Raw genomic sequence first — 19749 nt, 5'->3', positions numbered from 1 at the left:
GCAAGGAGGAATTATTCATGCTGGCTGCTGAACGCCATCGTACCATTCTGGAAGAACTGGAAAGCCGGAAAAGCGTCAAAGTTTCCGAGCTTAGCGATAAATTTCAGGTCACGGAAAAGACGATCCGCGAGGATCTCGAGAAGCTGGAGGAGAAGGGGCTTCTGAAGCGGACCCACGGGGGAGCTGTCCCTTTGCCCGACGAAGAGAGCCTGCTGCCGCAGATTCCGAATATCAAGCATGTCCGCGAAAAATCCGCCATCGCCGAATACGCGCTGACTTTCATCGAACCGCATGACATCATTGCGCTCGACGCCGGGAGTACGACGCTGGAGATCGCCCGCAAGGTGAAGAACATGCCGCTCACGGTACTGACCAACGATCTGCTCATTATCCGGGAGCTGACGGCCAAAGACCAGATCCGGCTTGTCGTGCCGGGCGGGTATCGGCATCATAACCTGCTCGTCGGCACCGATCCGGATTGGGTGAAGAAGCTCAACGTGCACAAGCTGTTTCTGTCCGCCACCGGCATTCATCCTGACTACGGGCTGACCATTTTCACGGAGGAGCTGACAAGGCTCAAGCGCGTCTACATGGAATGCGCCAAAACGATTTACTGCGTCGCCGACCACAAAAAGTTTGGCAAAGGGGCCTTGATCACGTTTGCCGGGCTTGACGAGATCGACTACTTGATCACCGACAGCGGCATCGGTTCCGAGACGCTGAGCAAATACGGGGAAGCCGTCAACATTTTGCAGGCCCCCCTCTAATAACCGTTAGGCTAAGGAAGGTGTACGGAATGAATTTATTTGATTTGTCCGGCAAAAAAGCCGTCGTAACCGGGGCGGGCCGCGGCCTAGGCGCCGCTATCGCGATCGGTCTGGCCGAGGCGGGAGCGGACGTGGCGCTGGTGACGAACCGCACTCCCGCGGATGACGTCAAGGCACGGGTCGAGAGCTTCGGCCGCCGCGCGGTCACCATCCAGGCGGATGTCTCCGACCGCAGCCTGCTGCCCGGCGTGATCGGCCAGGCCCTCGAAGGCCTGGGCGGACTCGACATCCTGGTCAACAACGCGGGCATCATCCGGCGCAAGCCGGCCGCCGAGCATGACTACCAGGACTGGCAGGATGTGCTGGACGTGAACCTGAACTCCGTGTTCACGCTCTGCCAGCTTGCCGGCCGCCATATGATCGCACAGGGTTCCGGCAAGATCATCAACGTGGCCTCCATGCTGTCGTTCCAGGGAGGCATCAACGTGCCCGGCTACACGTCCAGCAAGCATGCCGTAGCCGGCCTGACCAAAGCTTTGGCGAATGAGTGGGCCTCCAAAGGCATTCAAGTCAACGCCATCGCACCGGGCTACATGAGCACGGACAACACCGAGGCGCTGCGCGACGATCCGGTCCGCAGCAAGCAGATTCTCGAGCGCATTCCGGCGGCACGCTGGGGTACGTCCGAGGATCTGATCGGACCGGCCGTGCTGCTCGCATCCCGGGCCTCGGATTACATGAACGGACACATCCTGTGCGTCGACGGGGGCTGGATGGTCCGATAGCCCGTCCCGTCCTGCCCTGCTGTTTCCGCTTCATCGGGACAGGGCCGGACTCCCCCTGCATAAAGCCAAGCCCTTCCGGGTTACAATGAGAACATCCTTCTCGTTTAACCCGGCAAGGGTTTTTTTGCGTTGGACAAACAAGTTTAATCAATAGGGGTGGGAAAAGGGACTCATAAAAGACTTATTAAGTTTATAGGAATATGATTGACTAGAAACTTTTTAAACCCTATAATATTTCGTATGCAAAATATTTGGAGGCGAATAGTAAAGAAAGGAAGGAATCAGTCTTGGAGGAACAAGATCGCATTCACCGGATTTTTCAATCCTACCGTGAGGTCAATCAGGCTTTTTTCCAAGTCTTGATGAAGGCGGCCCAACTGTACGGCCTGACGCCGGTCCAACTGCTTACCCTGAAAAATCTGAAGGAACATCCTCATATCGGATTGGGAGAACTGAGCGAGTATATTCTGCTGGGGACCAGCACGACGAGCGGGATTGTGGACCGTCTGGTCAAAGCGGGCCTCGTTTCCCGGGAACGTTCGGAGACAGACCGCCGGTCCGTTACGCTCAAGCTGACGGAGAAAGGGCTGGAACAGTGGAACCTGGTCGAACGGGACCACATGGACCGATTGTATATTCTCGCTTCGGTATCCGAAGAGGATCAGCGGCAGCTGGAGCGTATCAATACACAAATCCTAGAGATTTTACAGAAAGTGAGAGATGAAGAAACCCATGAGTACAGAAGCACCCCAATTTAAGCGGGGGCCCATTGTGGCCTCCCTGCTGATCGGAGCGTTCGTCGCCCTGCTCAGCCAAACCTTCCTCAACGTCGCCCTGCCGGGCATGATGAAGGATCTCCAAGTAAGCGAGAACACCATCCAGTGGCTGTCCAACGGCTATATGCTGGTCAGCGGCGTTCTCGTCCCGATCAGCGCCTTTCTGATCGAACGTTTTACGACGCGGAAGCTGTTTATCGCCGCGGTCGGCTTGTTTACGCTGGGCACGATCATAAGCGGATTCGCCCCCGGGTTCGAGCTGCTGCTGACCGGCCGTCTTGTCCAGGCGGCAGGCGCAGGCGTGCTTATGCCGCTGATGTCGATCGTCTTCCTGACGATCTTCCCTGTGGAGGAGCGCGGCAAAGCGATGGGCATGATGGGCGTCGCCATGATTTTCGCCCCGGCCATCGGTCCTACGCTGTCCGGCTGGATTATGGAGCATTACAGCTGGCGCGCCCTGTTCTATATCATTATCCCGCTTTCCGCTTTTGCCCTGATCTTCGGAGCCGTATCGCTTAAAAACGTGACGCGCACATCCAAGCCGCGCCTTGATATTCTCGGCGTTATTCTCTCCACCCTTGGTTTCGGGGGACTGCTCTACGGCTTCAGTGACGCGGGTAAAGACGGATGGGACAGCACGATTGTCGTGACTTGCCTGACGGTCGGCGCCGTTTCGCTCATCCTGTTCATCTGGCGCGAGCTGGTGACCGAGAAGCCGATTCTGGAATTCCGTGTGTTCAAATTCAACATGTATTCCCTTACGACCGTCATTAACGTCATTGTGACGATGGCCATGTTCTCCGGGATGATTCTTCTCCCGCTCTATCTGCAAAACATCCGCGGATTTACTCCGTTCGAATCCGGACTTCTGCTCCTGCCGGGCGCGATTCTGATGGGGATCATGTCCCCGATTACCGGTATTATTTTCGATAAAGTCGGAGCCCGCTGGCTTTCCGTTATAGGCTTGCTGATCATGACCGTGACGACTTACGAATTCAGCAAGCTTACCATTGATACGACGTATACCACGCTCATTCTGCTCTACACGATCCGCAGCTTCGGCATGTCGATGCTGATGATGCCGATCCAGACCGCAGGGATGAATCAGCTTCCCCAGCGTTTGAACGCGCACGGCTCGGCCATGTCGCAGACGCTCCGGAACGTGGCCGGCGCCATCGGCACCGCCCTGCTCGTGTCCCTGATGACCAATGCGGCCAAGTCCCATGGAGCGGAGCTCGTCGCCACAGGCGGCATCAATCCCGCCGATAAGGTCAAAATGGCGGAAATTGCCCAGCAGTCCGCGGTTTACGGCATCAACCATTCCTTCGTCGTGGCGACATGGATGACGGTGGCCGCTCTCGTTATGGCCTTCTTTATCCGTAAAGTGAAGCCGCACGTCGAGATCAAGCACGAGAGTGTCGTGATCGAAAACAAAGACGCCGAAGCCGTCACGGTTTCGTCGAAATAAGGTAAAACGAACATCGTCCCGAACGCAGCCCCCGCGGCTGCTTCCGGACGATTTTTTTTGCATTGGAACAGCATGCTCCAGGAAGGAATCTATCGAAGAGTTGTCGAATTTTGGAACCATGCAGGCTTTGCAGAGAGAGGGGACTTACAAAATGAAATGCAGCATTTGCCAATGGGTTAAAATCGTCGATATGAACAACGAAGCGCTGACGCAGCAGCTCTTTGTACATGGGGAGATCGAAGGGGCGGCACTGACGGTAGGCGCTTCGGTCGTTACACATTCGCTCGGCCTCAAGAAATTCGAGGTCGTTTACGACAAGAGGGAAGGCATCGAATCGGCCCGCTTTAAAGTGGTCGACATCGAAGTCGACATGCTCCAGCATCCGTTTACGACCCGTGCCTACCTCGAGCCGCAGGTGCTCATTATCGGCCAGCACGATGTGGGTGAAACGGAGTAATCCGCGAGGCTCCCGGCAGGGCTGAAAAGGCGGCAGAAACCGTATCCGGATTGGATTCTTCGCGGATAATCGGCTATCATGGGGAGAGACGACTTTGCTTACAAAGGAGAATGGAGACATGATGCGTTTATTCATGATGCTGGGAAGTATCAATATGTTTTTGGCGGTGGCGCTGGGTGCTTTCGGCGCTCATATGCTGAAAACGAAAATCAGTGCGGACATGCTTGCCGTCTACCAGACCGGCGTGCAGTATCATATGATTCATGCGGTCGGTCTACTCGCGATCGGCCTCGCCGCGGATCGTCTGACGCAGAACCAGTCACTGGTTAATGCTTCGGGCTGGGCGATCCTGATCGGAATTATTTTATTTTCCGGGAGTCTCTATGTCCTGAGCTTGTCCGGTATTAAAGTGTTAGGGGCCATTACGCCGTTTGGCGGAGTTGCTTTCCTGGCTGGCTGGGTTATGCTGGCGATTGCCGCAATGAAATAAGAGCCGGATCTATCCGGCTCTTTTCTTTTTTGTAAGGGACTTAAATAATAGCAGGAAAATTTACCTAGTGCGTAGAAGTTGTTACCATTTGCACGTTTGCCTGTCGATTCAGGTGTTTGACGAAAGACGAAAATGTCGAATAAGGGCGGATTCGCAGGGTAATCTTCCCGTCCCAGTCAGCAACCCCAAAATCCTTTTGGTTGAAAGGAACACCGGATGTATAAGTCATTCAGTCCAGATGAGGATAACGAATCGGGCTTTATCGCACCCGCTATGATTCCCGTGTTTGCCTACGCGTTCCAAGAGGCCTTGATCGGGATGGCGGTTGTGAAACAGCAGGGAGATATTCTTGAAGTGAATGAAGTCCTCTGCCGGATGCTGGGATATACGCGCCAGGAGCTTCTAGGGATGAACAAGGACGATATCGTTTACGCAGCGGTCGGCACGGAGGACTGGGTGAGCCGGTGGAAGGAACTGACCGCAGCCAAAAGGCTGCAGATGGAGAAAAGGTTCCGGCATAAAGACGGACACTGGGTCTGGGCGCTGCTGAACGTGTCTCTTCTCCCCGGTACGGACGGCTCTTTTGTCTATTATGTGCAGCTGCAAGACCTGACGGGCCGGAAAGCCATGGAAGAAAAGCTGGAGCGGAGCCGTCAGGAGCTTGGGCCCCTTTTCGAGTATAATCCGGACATCGTCTGCATAGTGGATATGCAGGGGCACATTGTCAGCATTAATTCCACCATGAGGCAGGCCACGGGGTACGAGACGGGCGAATTGGCGGGGCATCACTGCAAGAGGTTTATTTACCCGGGAGACCTGGAGACGGCGGCGGAGCTCTTCGAGGCGGCGAAAAGCGGCAGAACCCGGACGGGCGAATTCAATGTCTCGCGCAAGGACGGAAGCTGGATCACCGTGGAGGTCAACACGCTTCCGATTCAGGTAGGCAGCCGCGTGGAAGGGATTTATGCGATAGCCAAAGACGTAACGAGGCGCAGGGAAACGGAAGAACGGCTGAGAACGTCCGAGAAGCTGTCGGCCGTGGGGCAGCTTGCGGCGGGTGTCGCCCATGAAATCCGGAATCCGCTGACAGCGCTGAAAGGCTTTACCCAGTTTCTGCAGTCCGGGGCAGAGGGGAAGCAGGAATACTACGAAATCATGATGTCCGAGCTTAACCGGATCGATCTTATCCTTTCGGAACTGCTTATGCTAGCCAAGCCCAAAGCGTCCGAATTCGCCTGGTTAAACCCGGAGCTTGTGATCCGGCATGTACTTGCGCTCCTTGAAGCGCAGGCCATTCTCAAGAACGTCGAATTCTTGACGAATGTGGACGGCAGTCTCTCCGGCATGATGGGGGCCGAGAATCAGCTGAAGCAATTGTTCGTGAATCTATTGAAAAATGCGATCGAGGCCATGCCGGACGGAGGACTTATCACGATCCGGCTGCAGGAGCAGGCGGACAAGCGGATTTGTTTCGCCATTGCGGATCAGGGAAGCGGGATCCCGCAGGATTTGATCGACAAGATCGGCGTGCCGTTCTATACGACCAAAGATCAGGGCAGCGGGCTGGGCATGATGGTCAGCCGCAAAATTGTGGAAGAGCACAAAGGCACCCTTCAGATTGAAAGCGTCATGGGGGAAGGGACGACCGTTTACGTTCGGCTGCCCATAAACAGAGAAAGCGGCGAAATGGAGGAAAAACGGAAATGATACCGGTTCTCTTAGGCGGGTATGCAGCAGTTATCGTGATCGGAAGTGTGCTGCTGAGAGCCTATGCAGTCTGGATCTGCCTGGGAGCCTCAGCCGTACTGGCGGGGGCGCTGTATACCCTTAACAAGCGCGGCAACCCCGCTGCTTCCGGGCAGGAAGGACTTACGGCATCGGACAACAAGCCGGTGGATCCGCCAATTGCGGATGAATCCTCCCGATTGCTGGACACTTTATTCGATTACAGCCCGAACGCGATCAGCGTAACGGATGAGCACGGCAAATTAACCCGGGTAAGCCGGACCATGGAACGGCTCCTCGGAGCGACGAACGAGCAGCTGGTCGGCAATTCTTTCGGAGCTTACGTATCCGACGAGCACCAGGATAAGCTCAAGCAGCGCTACGGAGAACTGCGCACAGGGACGCCGCAGCTGTTCGATATCCCGGTGCTCCACCGGAGCGGGTACCGGATCGACTTGTCGGCTACGGGCGTGCCGCTCGAGACGGAGGGGGCAAGCCAGCGGTTCCTCTTCATGTTCCAGGATATCACGGAACGGCGGAGAGCCGACGAGCAGTTCCGGCACATGGCCTACTACGACGATATGACGGGCCTTCCGAACCGTCGGCTGTTCAAGGAACAGCTTACGGAGGCGCTGCTTCTGTCGGAAAGCCATCATCAGCGGGTAGCAGTCATGTACGTGGACATCGACGGCTTCAAGCTGTTTAACGACTGCTTCGGTTACGACTACGGGGACATGCTGCTGCTTCAGGTGGCGGAGCGGTTCACCCGCTGCATCTCGGATAACGACTTCATCGCCAGAACGGAAGGCGACGAATTCGCCTTCTTCTACACGGGCATTCAGGGTCGGGAACAGGCCCTGCAGCTCGCCTCCCGGCTGCTGTCCGTGCTTGAGGAGCCTTTCATGCTGGAGCAGTATGAGCTGCACGTTACGGCAAGTATAGGCATCTCGCTGCTCTCGTGCGAACGCGAGGATGCGGATACGCTGATGAAGCATGCGAATATGGCCGTAACCCGGGCCAAGGAGAACGGAAAAAGCGACATCCAGATTTTCAACTCCGAAATGAGATCCGTCTCTCTTCAGAAACTTCAATTGGAAAACGACCTGAGACGGGCCATCACAAACAACGAATTCGTGCTGCATTATCAGCCGCAGGTCGAGATCGAAAGCGGGCAAATCGTAGGGATGGAGGCGCTCATCCGCTGGAACCACCCCCAGAAGGGCTTTATTCCGCCGGGAGATTTCATCCCGTTTGCGGAGCAATCGGGACTGATCGTGCCGATCTCGGAGTGGGTGCTGCACGAGGCGTGCCAGCAGAACCAAACCTGGCAGGATGCGGGCCTTCCGAAAGTTCCGGTATCCGTGAACTTGTCTTCCCGGCAGTTTCTCCAGCACAATCTGAAGGCGAAAGTCGATCAGGTGCTGCAGCATACGGGGCTGGCTCCCCGGTTTCTGGAGCTGGAGATTACCGAGAGCATGACCATGGACGTGGAGCACGCCATCGCTTCGCTTCTGGAACTGAAGCAGCTCGGTGTCCAGGTGAGCATCGACGATTTCGGCACGGGATACAGCTCCCTGTCCTATTTGAAAAGATTTCCCGTCGACCGGCTGAAAATCGACCGTTCCTTCGTCCGGGACATCATGGAGGACCCGAGCGACGCCGCTATCGTCGCCACGATTATTTCCATGACGCGGCACTTGAACTTGAAAGTGATCGCCGAGGGCGTGGAGACGGAGGAGCAGCTTTCCTTCCTGCACCGCAATCAATGCCATGAGGTTCAGGGCTACTGGTTCAGCCCGCCTCTGACGGCGGATAAGATGGGCTCCATGCTGCGCCGGATCACCTGCAGCGCCGGAAGGCTCAAGGAAGCCTAGGCTGGCCGGAAAAACAAATAGAGCCGGCAGTTTCCGGGAAACCGTTCTGCCAGACTCGCGATTGAGAGAAAGCGGCACCGGGATGCAGTTCAGGTGCCCGATGCCGCGACGTTTGACGCCAGTCAACCTCGCCGCCCTATAGAAGAAAGGCCCGAGCGCGTAAGCGCCGGGCCTTCTTTTAATGTAAAGACATATTGTCAATCTCGTTGAGCTTAAACAGATAAACTTTCTTTTCATCCACATGGTAGACGGTAACGTTGCCCGATTCTTCATCGAAATTCAGAACCCGGCAGGGAAGACTGAGACGGATGCCAGCCCCTTTTACGACGGAAAGGCGGATCAGGGTGTTGTCCTTGATCATCTTCCGAAGCTGGTCTTCTACCTGGGGCCTATGCTGATTGGAAGCGGATGCAGCGGAAGGCGCAGACGACCCGGTTTTGGATGCCGGCTGTTTCTCGGATGATGCCGGTGATCCGTCCGATACTGCAGCAAGTGAAGAAGCTGCGGTCGAAGATTTGCCAGAGGAAGGCGTATTTAATGAGATCAGCTTGCCGAGCTCAATCCCCTGTTCGATCGTAAAATCTGTGAAATTAGCATTATTCAAGACCTGCAGCAGCTTTTGAAGCGCAAGTCCATTCGTCTCTTCTTCCATCAAAATTTTAACGGTAAACAAATGGCCTTGTTTGGATGTTTGGTTCGTGTTAGTAGTCGTAATAAGACCTCCGTCTCACTGAATCTGGTCCTTTTACTATAGCATGAAATGGGTCTTTAGATACACCCTGTTTTTCCGGCACCAAAACTTCTTTCCGGGCATATACTGCCCATGATTTTAAAGCGAGGAGATGTGTCATTATGATGAAAGTGGAACCCATCGAACTGGATGGAAATACGGCCATTGCGATAGAAGTAAAGCTGCCCAAAACGACGCTGCTCGTCGTGACGACGGATAAAGGCTATATCATGTGCGGAGCACTTGATGTACCACTGCGGAGATACAGGCTTTTTCCCGGAGGAATTATGCACTATAAGGGGGGACAGGCCCTGTTAGGATTATCCCACTATACGTTTGCGTACTTATATGTTTCGTAAAGCAATTTTTGTGATCGTAACCGTGATCAATCCTTTGAACAGCAGGCTAAAAGAGTTGTTTGTAACCGTATTCATAAGGTTCCTCTTCATCCAGATCCGTTAGGATGCACGAGTAGATTTTTTCCCAGAAGACAAAGTAGCCTTCGTTAACCTCACAAATAAAATCTTTATATAAAGGCGCATCCTGCTCTAGTTCCTCAAGGGTGGCTAACCTGCAGAAATCGGCAAGATATGCGTGATGTTCAAGGGTCGTATAATCGGAAAGGCCGTTTTTTTCATAGTCGTATACTTTGCGAATGGAAATAGCAGGGGGTGAATTGAAATTTTGTAAGCCGGACATGACGGATTCCTCCGAATTTTTCTATAATGATCCTTATTAGGTATATAGTATCATTTTTTTTGTGGGTCCATGTTCCTGATCTTCCAAAATAAACAGAGGAGCTGCGATCCACAGCATACAAATACACCATGGACGTGGCAGCTTTTTTAATATAACGAATAGCTCTGATCCAGTGTTATTTGTCCGAGTTCATTCCTTCCTGTTCGGCTTCCACACTCAGCCCGTTCTGTTTGGCCGCGACAACCGAGTTTAGAAAAGCCAGTTCACCGGCCGTTAGCTGTTTGCTCCGGATCTTTGCGATCCACTTCCAATCGGTTATTTCTTGGCGGTTGTATCTTTGAGACCAGATGGCGTTTAACATTTTCCACTCAAAATCGTTAAGAGGCAAAGGCATGTTCTCTTCATCCTCCTTTCGCAGGAGTTTTCCGTCGTTCTCCCTTAAATAGCTCGTTAGTTCTTCGATTTCAGCGAGGAATTTGTGCCAAAGCGCTTCGCCTTGAATGTTGTCAATCTGCAGGTTCTTCCGCATCCAGGCGATCTCACCCGAAGTCCAGCCTTTCCCCGCACAATGCCGATCGTCGAATAACAGGTCCATAAAAGGAAGCGGGCAATCTTTATGGGTAATATCCCAATGTCTGCGAATATCGGTACAAGGATTCCAGCCGTACAAGCGGCATAAGTGAGCCATTGCCCATACCGCGCGTTTGTAAGATTCGCGAAAATTGCCGTTTGCATTAACACACATCTCATACCCCAGTGTCGCCCGGTTAGGATAGGCGCCGAACTGACGGGTATAGTAAGTGTTTGCTCCAACGTGATAGGCCATCTCGGCCTCTCCGGGGAGGTAGGGCAGAGCAGCGAGGATTTCTTCCGAATCCCCGATCAGATGCGCACTGCCGTAAGAGCCGCTCCGGTTGTTAAAAAAGTTCCGGTTCGCTCTGGCGCTCGCTCCCTTTCCTATATTTCCCGTCCAATGAATAATACCGCCCAAGGGCGAAATTTTTTCTTTTGGCCGGACCCAGGGAGAAGGGGCGATGAACACATTGCCGATGGAGTAGCCGCCGCAGGAGATAATTTCAGCAAGAATAGACATACGCTCACCCTTTTGCCTGCGGATCTTTTTCGTCCAGATTGCCTTTAAGAACCGCAAGGGCTCTTTTCAAAACAGGGGGAATCGGGAGACCGATTCTTCCGAAATTTTCGAAAATGGAGATAAGCTCGTTAGCCAGCCAAAAATAAATACAGCCGCTCATACACCAGTTTACTCCTAAAGCTATGTCAATTTGATGACCGATGGAAACCGAAAGCAGCATCATCGTCTTTTTGATGAGCCCCCAGAATCCGACTTCACTGTTTAAGCCTTGCCGCTCTTTCAGGGAGGCAATGAGACCCGTCGAATAATCGACGGCCATAATCATAAGCAGAAATTCCAGCAATTGTGTCCAACCTCCAAACAAATACGTAATTATTGAACCGATAACGGCTGGAACCGTATAAATTCCAAGTTCTTTCAAAGTTAAAAATTTGACGGTTAAATGTTCCAATTCATTCACTCCCGTGTAAAAAAATAAGAGCGCCTGCCGGCGCTCTACATAATAAAGACATAAGACGAATCATCCGAATCGTCGTAAACCTGAATACGGCTCGTCAAGTCGCTTGCGAATTTGGCGCGAACCTGAATGAAGGTGCGGATTTCTTTTATCTCCGGCTTGGGAACCGTAATTGAGCAAGCGAAGTATTCGGATGAAACGTGAATAGATCCCGTAAGCTCCGATTTCGTGAACACCCGCACATAACTTGACAGGTCCTCACTTACGGTCTGTCTCACCGTTAAGCGTCCGCTTAGCTGACTCTGTTCTCTCCGGATAACTCTCAGTGTTCCGGAGATAACGCTGCTGAGAACGACCTCCAGACGGCCGGGAAGTGCTGGAAGGCTCACACGTACCGATCCTGGAAGCGAGCTCTGTTCGGATCGTCTGACCGTCAGCGAGGCAGGTATGTCTTTAACCTCGGTCCGCCGGACAATGAGCGTACCTGGCAAACGAAACTGACTGACACGGAGGGTGGAAGGCACGGTAAGATCGCCTTTAACCCGTACGGTCAGACGGCCGGTTTGCTGCGACTCGGCATTACGCCTCACGGTCAGTTGGCCCCATACGATGAGGCTCCTGACGAAGATGGTGCATTCCATAAAATTAGGCGAATGTACATGAATGCGGCCGGGAAGTTCTGACTTAAACCAGACTTCACGCACGTTGATTTTGCCTGCAAGGTCTTTCGTTCCGTTTTGACGAACAGTCAGGGTATTGTTTCGTAGTTCGGATCGTCCCGGGCTGTACACGTTCTGATCCAGGTACTCGATCTCAAGGAGAGGCGGAGTTTTGCCTTGTTCTCTTGTATAGAAACGCTGGTAGGCGCTCGTTTCATCAAGTGCCTTTAATAGAAGACCATAGTTGCTTGACGGAGTTTGGTACCATTTCTTTACGAGCTCCAGTAAATCGAACTTGATGTATCCTCTCGTTTTGCCTGCTTTTTCTTGAAGCTGAAGAGAGGTGGATACCGGCTGGTTATCCCAAGTGATGCCGTCTTCCGTCCAAGGCTCTTGAGCTTCATAGAGCCCGATTAAAGCTTCCGGCACATTTTCATAGTCGGAGAAGATCTTCAGCTCCGCTTTCGTGAGCTTCTGAAGCAGGGGAAGCGCGGCTAAATCGAATCGGACCAGGGAGCGGTATCTCTCGTTCAATCCGGCATTGTATCCGGCGAACATATCCTGCTCCGTGCCGTAGTTCAGCTTAGGCATCCCTTCCCGCACGAAGGCGTCCTGCACCGGCAGCAGAACCGCTTTCTTGACCGGCGGCGGAATAATATCCACGATACCGAACATCCGGTTGTGGATAGGAACCTGAATCGTGCCGGGGAGAGAGTCGTGGATTTTGACTTGGATCGTCGAAGGTTTATTGTCAAAGAGAACCGGTGTAATGTCGACCTTTCCGACGAGCCGGTTATGCGGAGGTACATAAAGTGTACCGGTGATCTGGCTCGGAATCGGAACGGTGAGCGTGGAATAAGTATCCATCGCTTTATGCGGTGCATTAGGGGTTAACGATATTTCGCCGATGTTAAGGGCGCTGCCGTTGGTTTCTAAGAAATTAAACCGGTAGTACTCGTAAGCCGTCATGTTATTGACGAGATATTCTTTTTTGCCCGAGGGATAAGTCCAATTGGTTTCGTTGGTCCTCGTATCAAGGGTGACCCAGTCTATGGTGTTGTTGCTTGCTTGCAGGGTCCAGGATTTTGGACTGTATATTTTGTCGGCTTTAGGTCCCGCGGTTATTATATATCTGTTTACGACAAACCTGTTTTGATAACCTGTGAAAACTTGTATCCAGCCCAGACCGTCAGCGGAAGTAACCGACCAGCTTTCACGCACGGTAACTGCAGGAGACCCGTTAAAGGCCGTATAGGCCGGGGAGTCGGGACTATCAGACGAGGCTGTAATCTCAAACGGCTTAGGTGTATTATACGAACTCATAGGCGGAACAATGCTCTCGTCCGTATAGCCTATCGGAGAAAGTACAATATGGTTGCTGTTTATTGTAATGGAAGATTGCAGATCGTTCCATGGCCTTACATAAATCTGCCCCGGTAATTGGTGCCCAATTCCGTCTTTCTCCGCAAACAGCTGTACCTCCGATATATAATTGGAGTATTGATACAAGGAGTCGAGAATATTGATTCGATAAAACCGATAGTTTCCTTTAAAAGGACGGGTAATCAAGCAAGTTTTTACAGTAGATGATTTCCAATTTTCCGTCTGCCTATCGATTTCAATCCAGGTATCCAAATCCGAACTGGCCTCAAGACTCCATACCGAAGGAGCGGAGGAGTTGACCGAGATGGTCATTTTATAGGCTGCCAGCTTAAAACTGTTCTCTGAGCCTACATCGATGGTGATTTTGTCGGTCTTGCCATTGTACATATACCGGTTTGCGGCAGCATTAACAGTAGAGCCGTCAAACAAATGATACGTATTCGACGTTTTATCGACATTTAGAGACTGAACCGAATAAGGGGGAGGAGAACTGTTGGAGGTCATAGGCGGAATTACACTGATGAAGTCCGTTTTATAATGAGGGAAACCGACATATCCGCTGTCCAGCGGGTAATCGTTAAAACAAATTCTGAAATCGAACAATTTAGGGCTTTGTATCCCACGGGTAGATAAAGTTTGTTTGATTTTGATTTTGGTTTGCGACAGGTCCATACCAATTGGAATGCCTTTAATGGCATTTCCGTTTTCAATCTGCTCGTAAGCACTCCACGATGCTCCATTATCGAAGGAATAACTGGCCTCCACTACAATATCGGTATTGAGCGGCTTAAACTCTCCCCAGTATAACAAGGCCCCATTAAAGTTTTTCTGAGAGGAAAGATCGTATTCTTTCTCACGAACAGCTTTATATTCACGGCCGGCGAAAATTTGGCATTCGGACATTCGGACCGTGTATTTACTTATCGGTAAATTATAAACTTTAACCTTAACATACCTTGCCGCAGTACTTAAGAATTCTCCCTCTATCATAAGTGCCCAGGCTTTTGGGTCCCCATAAGTACCTTGATAGGTAAAATTCTTTCCATCTAAGCTGGTGGATATATCCATAACTTTGGGGCTAGAGGCATTTGCAGCTATACCGTGTAACCTTATCAAAGACAGAGGTACCGATTGAAGCATATCAAACGTAATTTCAACGTACGTCATGTCGGTAAAAGCATAGGAAGAACTGAGGTTTCCGTCCGTCAGCATTTTGCCGCCGACATCATTGTCATAAAATTTTCCGTCAGATGTTTGCGTATAAGGTTTGTTTAAAGCTATATTTTCATCTTGGTTCGTTTTCGCTAATTTAATCTCTCCGAAACTCGTAACTATAAGACCTTGACTTAACGATCCCGATTGAAAATCCGCTTGGGTGGTTTCTTTAATGACAAACATATCTCACCGCCTTTCCATTGTATTGGAGGTTTAAATCTTACTGCATTTGGCGCGGACTTCAAACATACCGCCTGAAGTTGATTTCTCTGTGGTTACAACTCTGAAATAGATCGGAACCCTGTCCAGTTTATTTAGGGGGCTCGAATAAAGTAGATTTGTTTCGGGTATAAACGGATTATCGGATTTGCTTATTTCCACGGTATAATCGGTTGAAAGATTAATTAGTTCGATTTGTAAATTTTTAACTGGAAAATCATTTAAATTTTCTACCAATACTTTCACGGGCATAGATGTTTGTCCTGCGACAAGCTGTCCGAAGTCCAGCAGCATAAGAGTATTTCCATTATTATCGCTGTAATAATCGCTGGTCTCTTCATCTTTAAAAAAGATATTGTTCTCAGGCTCATAAAAAAATTTATAAAGGAATAATGAGCTTGCCGCGTCCGAATCCTGAGTATACCCCAGGTAAACGCCGTCGGGTGAAAATACCAAGTCTAGCGGTTCCGTGTTCAAGTTTGGTGGCGGTAATTTCGTCGTGTTATCCAAGGTGACTTGTCGGCCAATTTCTCCAGTTTTTTTATCGAATTTGTAAATTAAGATTCTTTGGTAGGTACTCCACTGATTATATTGTGCAATCACAATATTCTGGGTTTTCCTGGAGAAGTGGATTTTTCTAACCGTGAGATTGGGTTGAACTTTAGGATTGATAGGAGGCCCGGACATTCCAAGATCTGAATCAAATTTATAAACGGAAAACCAGGGGGCTACGTTTAACCCAACGGCCAAGTAATCAAAATCGGCAGAGAAATCAAAGTCGAAAAATTGTCCGTTAAAAGCAGCCGTAACATTGGAAAGGATCCCATCATTAAAGTTATAAGTACGTAAAGTGTAATCGCTTTGTTTAGTTAACAGGAACTTATTATTTTTCGAAAACCCCATTTTTAACGGGTAATATGGAGTGTTTAAAACATTTTGTTTACTAAGAATTCCGCTTGAAGAATCGAATTTATAAGTTCTGATCGTATAATTATGAGAGACAGCCAAATAACTAAAATCCTCGGAAAAAGCGATATCTCTAACGGTTCCTTCGAAAGTACTTACATTCGGCTGAGGAATTATAGTGGTGTAACCACCTGTAAGAGTATCGAATTTGTAGACGGTTAATTTGTATGTGCCCCCTATTAGAAGGAAGTTGTCGTCCGATGAGAAAACGACACACTGGTCCCCGCGTTCGTAACCGCCTGTCGGTTTGGGAAGCTCTTTTAACGTATAGCTGCTTCTGTCTATTTCATATACGAAAGGCTTATTCTCATTTAATGTTGCGATAGCGAGGTATTTATTATTATTGGAAAATGCCAGGCGTTTAACACGACTGCTCATTCCGGAAGGGTTATCAATCCCGACAAGGGTAGGGTCTATGGCTATAGGATAAATCCTGGTCTGCTCCTGCATCCAAGCGTAAGAAAGAGAGATCTTTAAGGAATATAGACTTTTTCCGATTTTGGTCACTATATACTTACATATCGTTGTTTCGCTTCCGGAAAGTTCGTATGCAATAGGAGACGGAAGGGTGAAAACCGTAGTGCCCTTCGTATCAATGAATTCAAGTTGTTGTGGCGTTTCAAGCTTATCCAAAAGAATCTGATCTTCGGAGTAAACAAATACATCCTCGGAAAAGTCAATTTTTCCTTCAACAACAAACTGGATATCGCTTCCCGGCAGAGATTGATCGTACATAGGGAGCGAATTCAGCACCGTATTATGCTTCAGTTTACCGCCAAGCACCTGAAATTCCTCGTTGATATCACCGATCACATTTTTGTAGAGGACAGTATTGTCCCGAACAATCTGCCCCTCACAATCTTCCACACGACCCAGCCATAACTCGTTCCCAAGCTCATCCTGAAATCCGGCCCCTAGCGGCGTCCATTCAAAAAAGGCGTCTCCGGTTTCCACTTTGACGGGGGCATAGCTGCATAGATTGGATTTAAAAAACGTTTTGATCGTATTGGTACGGTTTTCGAATTTATACGGGATAGTATTGCTTGATCGGACCTTCAGGTCGATTTCATGTTCTTCTCCGTTAATATCCGTGTAGGTCTGCACCGGAAGCTTAATCGCTTCCAGATTGTTAAGTCCTAAGCCTGACATGAGCGTTTACCCTCCTTTATTGAAGAATCCAGTTGATTTCTCCGCCTTTGTTTTTGGACAATGGGGCATTGACGGCATCTTCCACGACTCCGTTACGTTTGATCACTAGCTCGCCGTCCAAGGTTCTGTCGCTGACCAATTTCACATAAAAATAGGCTGGTCGACCGTCCGTCGGGATTTTATACAGGATTTGAAAATGAAAATGGACCGGGCCAATCTGCAGCTCCGCTTTATAGCCGAAGTTATATTGAACGATCAGATTCGTGCCGTTCCCGGCTTCCCCATTGGGGTTGAAAGTGAATTCCATGTCTTTGTAAACGATGAGATCCCGATAAGGTTGTTGCTGTCCGGTAAGTGCATATTCTTGATCGTCATGTTTATAGACAAGCTCAATCATTTTGCCGTCTATTTTGAAAATACCGTTGGATACTTCGTAACAAAATCTGTGACCTAACCCGATTTGACCGAAACGGACCAGCTTATCCCGCTCAATAGCAGAGAAGCCGTGCTCTTCTTTCGTATCCGGATCGTATTCGCTGAAGAATTCGCCGTTCTCATATTCGGCAAGCCAAATAAGAGGCTGGGAAACGGGTGAGTAAGGGGGGAACGTTTGAAAATTCATTTGGTTACCTCCATTGTATTGGACTAATTTTATCGAAAAGAAAAGGACCCTATACGTATAGGGTCCCGAAGGGAATATTAACTAAACTTGATACACTACTCGCGTCAGAAACGCATAATTTCCCGCGGTTGCAGTAGTAGGTACATTCGCGTGCATCGTGATTTTGGCATAGTTGGGAACGGCGTTCGCAACTGTTCCATCGTTAGCGGTTCCTTTGATTATTCCGGCCCCTGCCCCTCCACCGGCCTGAATAGGCCGGGTGTTAGCACCGCCAATTTGCGAGAAGGTCGTCTCGTTCATAGACTCACATTTGACTTCGATCCATTTGTTCAAGACCAATTCACCGGTATTCCCCCCTGCGCTGTCCTTGGTTGTAATCGTGCAGTTCAGCATGTCGGAAACGGCTGCTCCGCCGCCCCGGTTGTTCCAGATGTAAAAAGTTTTGTCCGGGGATACGGTACCGGCATCCACGGGACCGATGTCCCAACTGTTTTCCTGACTTGTATTTGTCGCATTGAACCATTGTACTACTGCTGGCATATGATCACTCCTAGATTAGTTTAAAGTAAAGTTTGGGATAAGGCTGCTGCTAGATTTGAATTTCAACCTGGACGGTTAGTCCCTTGAGATCGGGGTCTAGCTGAAGCAGGTTTATACGGAAAAAGTCTTGGGGATCCACATTGGCATTTAAAACGGCCGTGTTCGATCCCAGCATCTGATTGACGGGGATAATTACGGGGAAGCTGGTGAGAGGGGTCCAGGGATTCAGGTTAAGCAAATTGGTCTCGTCGATTTTTTCCACCATAATTTCGGTGTCGGACGTAAGGCCAGATCGCGAGCAATAACTGTGGACTTTTCTTACGGTACCTTTAAGGGGAAAACGAATGAGCTGGCTTTGAGGGCCGGGCTGCGGCGGTTTGTTCAGCACGAATGTAATGGTTCTCAGCTCATGCTCATTATGAAACTTGGTATAGTCCTCTTTGCTCATCAAGCCGTCGACACTGTCTGAAACACGCGGAAGAGCGGAGGTCACCCAATTCTCGATGAGCACCCATTTTGCGCCGTCGTAGCGGTAAATCTCCCCGCTGTTCTGGACCATTACGGTCCAGCCGACCTCGGGAGCCGGATAAGCCGATGCCAGGTGCTGTTTCGTGGGAACGGGAGCCTTGTAAACCTTCCGGGCAAGATTCGCGGTATTCCGCGCTTCCTGCGCGGCTTGATTGGCGTTGTCCCGCGCCAGATTGGCTTGGTCCGCAGCCTGATCGGCCCGCTCGGTCGCTTGCTTGCACCGCAGAATGGCCTCGTTGACCAGGCCGATGGCGATATTCGCATCGCGTATTTTTTGCAGCGATTCTTCGATAATCTGCTGAAGGTTTTTGACGACATCGGGATTTCCACCGATGTGAGCATAGATACGCTCGGCCGGATACTGGATAATGCCGCGTCCTTTATATTGGGCGACGACGTGGACACCTTCCTGTGACGGATGAAAATGAAGAAGTCCGTTTTGATAATTCACATAAAACTCGTTTTGTTGCAAGGATTTATTTTTATCGAAATCCGTTTTCCGGATTTCAGTAAATCCGCTGATCCGCACCTTGTGGGTTTCGGATGGAATTTCATGCAGTGGAACCACTTTGTTCATGATGGTCCATGATTCTGTGCGTTCCACATAGGGGTCCTGCGCCGTTCCCGCCCGGAACGTAATGAGCAGCGGATCGTTGTACGGCAGATAGGCTAGGGTCATAGTATCACCTCCTTTACTAATTTAAATGACGTTGACAAAGTCGCTCCCGGAATTAAGGGTGGTCGAGGTTCCCAGACAGGTGGTCACCCAGGTGCCGATTAATGCGACGGGAACCCCGTTGATTTTAACGTGGTTGCCGCTGTTGTTGATGGAGCCGGTGCCCGAGCCGGATCCGTCAGGAGCGGGAGTAATACTATCAATCCATCCACCAGGACCTGCTTGTGGCGAAGGAGAAGCTATCCAATGTTCATATGTGATATCGTTCTGTACCGAAAGCGGCTTTCCATTGATTTTAACATGTGAGTTAGATACGACTTTTCCATTAATAACGGCATTGGTAGTTCTAGGTGTAGGAAAAGGGTATACACCGCCCCACCCATTCGAAGCCATATGCCACTCTGTATAAGTCACATGCCCCGCTTTAGTGGAAGGAGCGATGGTAGAGCCGTCCAAGGCAACACCTGCCAT

The 19749-nt window shown here is 50.4% G+C and carries 19 protein-coding genes; 9 read left to right on the top strand and 10 right to left on the bottom strand.

Going from position 1 to position 19749, the window contains the following annotated elements; genetic code table 11:
- Positions 1–17 precede the first annotated feature (17 nt).
- The 8 genes from AC2TF6_RS22355 (at position 18) to AC2TF6_RS22320 (ending at position 8342) form a co-directional block, all read left to right on the top strand.
- Entirely contained in the window at positions 18–767 is a 750-nt protein-coding gene (locus AC2TF6_RS22355; RefSeq protein ID WP_009677137.1) for a DeoR/GlpR family DNA-binding transcription regulator, read from the top strand.
- Between the two features lie 29 nt (positions 768–796).
- Positions 797–1552 carry a 2-dehydro-3-deoxy-D-gluconate 5-dehydrogenase KduD gene (kduD, locus tag AC2TF6_RS22350; protein ID WP_491308552.1) on the top strand — a complete coding sequence of 252 codons (756 nt, stop codon included), beginning with the start codon at positions 797–799 and terminating at the stop codon, positions 1550–1552.
- A 287-nt stretch (positions 1553–1839) separates the two neighbouring features.
- On the top strand, positions 1840–2310 hold the full coding sequence (locus tag AC2TF6_RS22345; protein ID WP_491308551.1) for a MarR family winged helix-turn-helix transcriptional regulator: 471 nt from the start codon (positions 1840–1842) through the stop codon (positions 2308–2310).
- The gene (locus tag AC2TF6_RS22340; protein WP_491308550.1) at positions 2285–3796 is read left to right on the top strand and encodes a DHA2 family efflux MFS transporter permease subunit; all 1512 of its coding nucleotides are present in this window, start codon (positions 2285–2287) and stop codon (positions 3794–3796) included. Before AC2TF6_RS22345 ends, AC2TF6_RS22340 begins: the two co-directional genes overlap by 26 nt.
- 151 nt (positions 3797–3947) lie before the next feature.
- Positions 3948–4253: a hypothetical protein gene (locus tag AC2TF6_RS22335; protein WP_009677148.1), complete on the top strand. Its 306-nt coding sequence runs from the start codon at positions 3948–3950 to the stop codon at positions 4251–4253.
- Between the two features lie 118 nt (positions 4254–4371).
- Complete coding sequence (locus AC2TF6_RS22330) at positions 4372–4743, top strand: DUF423 domain-containing protein (RefSeq protein WP_491308549.1); 372 nt, start codon at positions 4372–4374, stop codon at positions 4741–4743.
- Positions 4744–4959: 216 nt separating this feature from the next.
- The gene (locus AC2TF6_RS22325) at positions 4960–6450 is read left to right on the top strand and encodes a PAS domain-containing sensor histidine kinase (protein WP_491308548.1); all 1491 of its coding nucleotides are present in this window, start codon (positions 4960–4962) and stop codon (positions 6448–6450) included.
- The gene (locus AC2TF6_RS22320) at positions 6447–8342 is read left to right on the top strand and encodes a putative bifunctional diguanylate cyclase/phosphodiesterase (protein WP_491308547.1); all 1896 of its coding nucleotides are present in this window, start codon (positions 6447–6449) and stop codon (positions 8340–8342) included. Before AC2TF6_RS22325 ends, AC2TF6_RS22320 begins: the two co-directional genes overlap by 4 nt.
- Before the next feature lie 178 nt (positions 8343–8520).
- Here AC2TF6_RS22320 and AC2TF6_RS22315 read toward each other — a convergent pair whose 3' ends face one another.
- Positions 8521–9015 (bottom strand): hypothetical protein, encoded by a 495-nt coding sequence (locus tag AC2TF6_RS22315; protein ID WP_491308546.1) that lies wholly within the window; start codon positions 9013–9015, stop codon positions 8521–8523.
- A gap of 179 nt (positions 9016–9194) precedes the next feature.
- Between AC2TF6_RS22315 and AC2TF6_RS22310 the strand changes: the two genes are divergently transcribed.
- Entirely contained in the window at positions 9195–9431 is a 237-nt protein-coding gene (locus tag AC2TF6_RS22310; RefSeq protein WP_491311738.1) for a hypothetical protein, read from the top strand.
- Between the two features lie 46 nt (positions 9432–9477).
- On the opposite strand, the gene AC2TF6_RS22305 is transcribed toward AC2TF6_RS22310, so the two are convergent.
- The 9 genes from AC2TF6_RS22305 to AC2TF6_RS22265 form a co-directional block, all read right to left on the bottom strand.
- On the bottom strand, positions 9478–9771 hold the full coding sequence (locus tag AC2TF6_RS22305) for a hypothetical protein (protein WP_491308545.1): 294 nt from the start codon (positions 9769–9771) through the stop codon (positions 9478–9480).
- Positions 9772–9946: 175 nt separating this feature from the next.
- A complete protein-coding gene (locus tag AC2TF6_RS22300) occupies positions 9947–10864 on the bottom strand; it encodes a peptidoglycan recognition protein family protein (RefSeq protein ID WP_491308544.1) in 918 nt (305 codons plus the stop codon).
- Positions 10865–10868: 4 nt separating this feature from the next.
- Complete coding sequence (locus AC2TF6_RS22295) at positions 10869–11207, bottom strand: phage holin family protein (RefSeq protein ID WP_491308543.1); 339 nt, start codon at positions 11205–11207, stop codon at positions 10869–10871.
- Between the two features lie 152 nt (positions 11208–11359).
- Complete coding sequence (locus AC2TF6_RS22290; protein ID WP_491308542.1) at positions 11360–14266, bottom strand: DNRLRE domain-containing protein; 2907 nt, start codon at positions 14264–14266, stop codon at positions 11360–11362.
- Between the two features lie 525 nt (positions 14267–14791).
- Complete coding sequence (locus AC2TF6_RS22285; protein ID WP_491308541.1) at positions 14792–16912, bottom strand: hypothetical protein; 2121 nt, start codon at positions 16910–16912, stop codon at positions 14792–14794.
- Between the two features lie 16 nt (positions 16913–16928).
- On the bottom strand, positions 16929–17534 hold the full coding sequence (locus AC2TF6_RS22280; RefSeq protein WP_491308540.1) for a hypothetical protein: 606 nt from the start codon (positions 17532–17534) through the stop codon (positions 16929–16931).
- An 81-nt stretch (positions 17535–17615) separates the two neighbouring features.
- Entirely contained in the window at positions 17616–18074 is a 459-nt protein-coding gene (locus AC2TF6_RS22275; protein ID WP_491308539.1) for a hypothetical protein, read from the bottom strand.
- Between the two features lie 49 nt (positions 18075–18123).
- Positions 18124–19281, bottom strand: a complete 1158-nt coding sequence (locus AC2TF6_RS22270; protein ID WP_491308538.1) for a hypothetical protein — start codon at positions 19279–19281, stop codon at positions 18124–18126.
- A 21-nt stretch (positions 19282–19302) separates the two neighbouring features.
- Positions 19303–19749, bottom strand: coding sequence for a hypothetical protein (locus AC2TF6_RS22265; protein WP_491308537.1), 447 nt, complete (start codon positions 19747–19749; stop codon positions 19303–19305).

The sequence above is a fragment of the Paenibacillus sp. JNUCC 35 genome (genome assembly GCF_058269095.1).
The sequence above is the reverse complement of the archived record's forward strand: the minus strand, read 5'-3'. Positions and strand labels throughout refer to the sequence as shown.

Bases quoted from the DNA above. Each gene is read 5' to 3' on its own strand.
- AC2TF6_RS22355 (WP_009677137.1), top strand. From the start codon at position 18: ATGCTGGCTGCTGAACGCCATCGTACCATTCTGGAAGAACTGGAAAGC.
- kduD (WP_491308552.1), top strand. From the start codon at position 797: ATGAATTTATTTGATTTGTCCGGCAAAAAAGCCGTCGTAACCGGGGCG.
- AC2TF6_RS22340 (WP_491308550.1), top strand. From the start codon at position 2,285: ATGAGTACAGAAGCACCCCAATTTAAGCGGGGGCCCATTGTGGCCTCC.
- AC2TF6_RS22335 (WP_009677148.1), top strand. From the start codon at position 3,948: ATGAAATGCAGCATTTGCCAATGGGTTAAAATCGTCGATATGAACAAC.
- AC2TF6_RS22330 (WP_491308549.1), top strand. From the start codon at position 4,372: ATGATGCGTTTATTCATGATGCTGGGAAGTATCAATATGTTTTTGGCG.
- AC2TF6_RS22325 (WP_491308548.1), top strand. From the start codon at position 4,960: ATGTATAAGTCATTCAGTCCAGATGAGGATAACGAATCGGGCTTTATC.
- AC2TF6_RS22320 (WP_491308547.1), top strand. From the start codon at position 6,447: ATGATACCGGTTCTCTTAGGCGGGTATGCAGCAGTTATCGTGATCGGA.
- AC2TF6_RS22310 (WP_491311738.1), top strand. From the start codon at position 9,195: ATGATGAAAGTGGAACCCATCGAACTGGATGGAAATACGGCCATTGCG.
- AC2TF6_RS22305 (WP_491308545.1), bottom strand. From the start codon at position 9,771: ATGTCCGGCTTACAAAATTTCAATTCACCCCCTGCTATTTCCATTCGC.
- AC2TF6_RS22300 (WP_491308544.1), bottom strand. From the start codon at position 10,864: ATGTCTATTCTTGCTGAAATTATCTCCTGCGGCGGCTACTCCATCGGC.
- AC2TF6_RS22290 (WP_491308542.1), bottom strand. From the start codon at position 14,266: ATGTCCGAATGCCAAATTTTCGCCGGCCGTGAATATAAAGCTGTTCGT.
- AC2TF6_RS22285 (WP_491308541.1), bottom strand. From the start codon at position 16,912: ATGTCAGGCTTAGGACTTAACAATCTGGAAGCGATTAAGCTTCCGGTG.
- AC2TF6_RS22280 (WP_491308540.1), bottom strand. From the start codon at position 17,534: ATGAATTTTCAAACGTTCCCCCCTTACTCACCCGTTTCCCAGCCTCTT.
- AC2TF6_RS22275 (WP_491308539.1), bottom strand. From the start codon at position 18,074: ATGCCAGCAGTAGTACAATGGTTCAATGCGACAAATACAAGTCAGGAA.
- AC2TF6_RS22270 (WP_491308538.1), bottom strand. From the start codon at position 19,281: ATGACCCTAGCCTATCTGCCGTACAACGATCCGCTGCTCATTACGTTC.
- AC2TF6_RS22265 (WP_491308537.1), bottom strand. From the start codon at position 19,749: ATGGCAGGTGTTGCCTTGGACGGCTCTACCATCGCTCCTTCCACTAAA.